2 protein-coding genes are annotated in these 977 nt (G+C 44.2%); both read left to right on the top strand.

Annotated features, from left to right (window positions below):
* Nucleotides 1–184 precede the first annotated feature (184 nt).
* Complete coding sequence (locus B2Y11_RS05050) at nucleotides 185–499, top strand: MazG-like protein (RefSeq protein ID WP_291056949.1); 315 nt, start codon at nucleotides 185–187, stop codon at nucleotides 497–499.
* 213 nt (nucleotides 500–712) lie between these two features.
* Entirely contained in the window at nucleotides 713–976 is a 264-nt protein-coding gene (locus B2Y11_RS05045) for a hypothetical protein (RefSeq protein ID WP_414630737.1), read from the top strand.
* Nucleotide 977 lies beyond the last annotated feature (1 nt).

Genomic DNA, 977 nt, shown 5'->3' with positions numbered 1-977 from the left:
TTAATCAGCGCTTCCTTAGAAACCCGGGATAGATGCGTAAAATTCATCAAAGGTTTCCATTCAGCTCCGGGGATTGCATTTACGCCATAAAAGTAGATAATAAAAGGATAAGAAAAACCTCCCTCTCTGGTCGGAGGCTTTTCTGCTTTTTGTGGAATAAAAACAACGAAAAGAGGACAAGGAAATGACATTACAGGAAACAGCGGAAAAATCTATGAAAATCCGGAATATCTATCACCGCCTGGAAAAAGAAATCCACGGAAAAGAATGGAACACAGAAGAAGATGCCCTGGCCTTTCTTACTGATGCCGCCCTGGTGGGCCGCCTCATCATGGCAAAAGAAGGCCGCTGGCCCAGCAGCGAAGAATCCCTGCTTCCTTCCAAAATAGGGGAATGCCTGTGGTGGCTGGCCATTCTGGCTGAAGAAAACGGTTTCTCCTTTGCTGACTGCGTAGAAATATTTCTGAAGGAAAAAGAGGAATTTCTGAATGGGGAATAGGCAGATAAAGAGAATGGATAAGCATGGATTCTACTCTGAAAAGAGGAAGCTTCGCAAAGCATGATGGGAATTGCCACAGGCCGTGAAGCATGGCAGCACTCATAGCTCTGAAACCGGAAGAACCCTTCCGGATACAGTGCATATACCGCTCATTCGCGGTATACTTAAAAAGCGAAAAAATCTGTATTTGTAGGCTTTCATAAGGGGCTCACCATGCATAACGAACAAAAGGTAACAGACCATATCTACTGGATTGGCGGCAATGATTTCATTTCTACCCGGTTTGAGAATCTCATTTCCATTTCCCGGGGGATTTCTTATAACAGCTATTTTATTGATGACGAAAAGACGGCGGTACTGGATACGGTGGATTCAGTGATTCGTGATGTTTTTATGGACAACGTATCCCATCTTCTCCATGGCAGGCAGCTGGACTATATCGTCATCAATCATACTGGAAATGGAGGATGTCTATGAT

The sequence above is a fragment of the Dialister sp. UBA1703 genome (assembly GCA_002320515.1).
In the GTDB taxonomy this organism is placed as follows: Bacteria; Bacillota; Negativicutes; order Veillonellales; family Dialisteraceae; genus Dialister.
The sequence above is the reverse complement of the archived record's forward strand: the minus strand, read 5'-3'. Positions and strand labels throughout refer to the sequence as shown.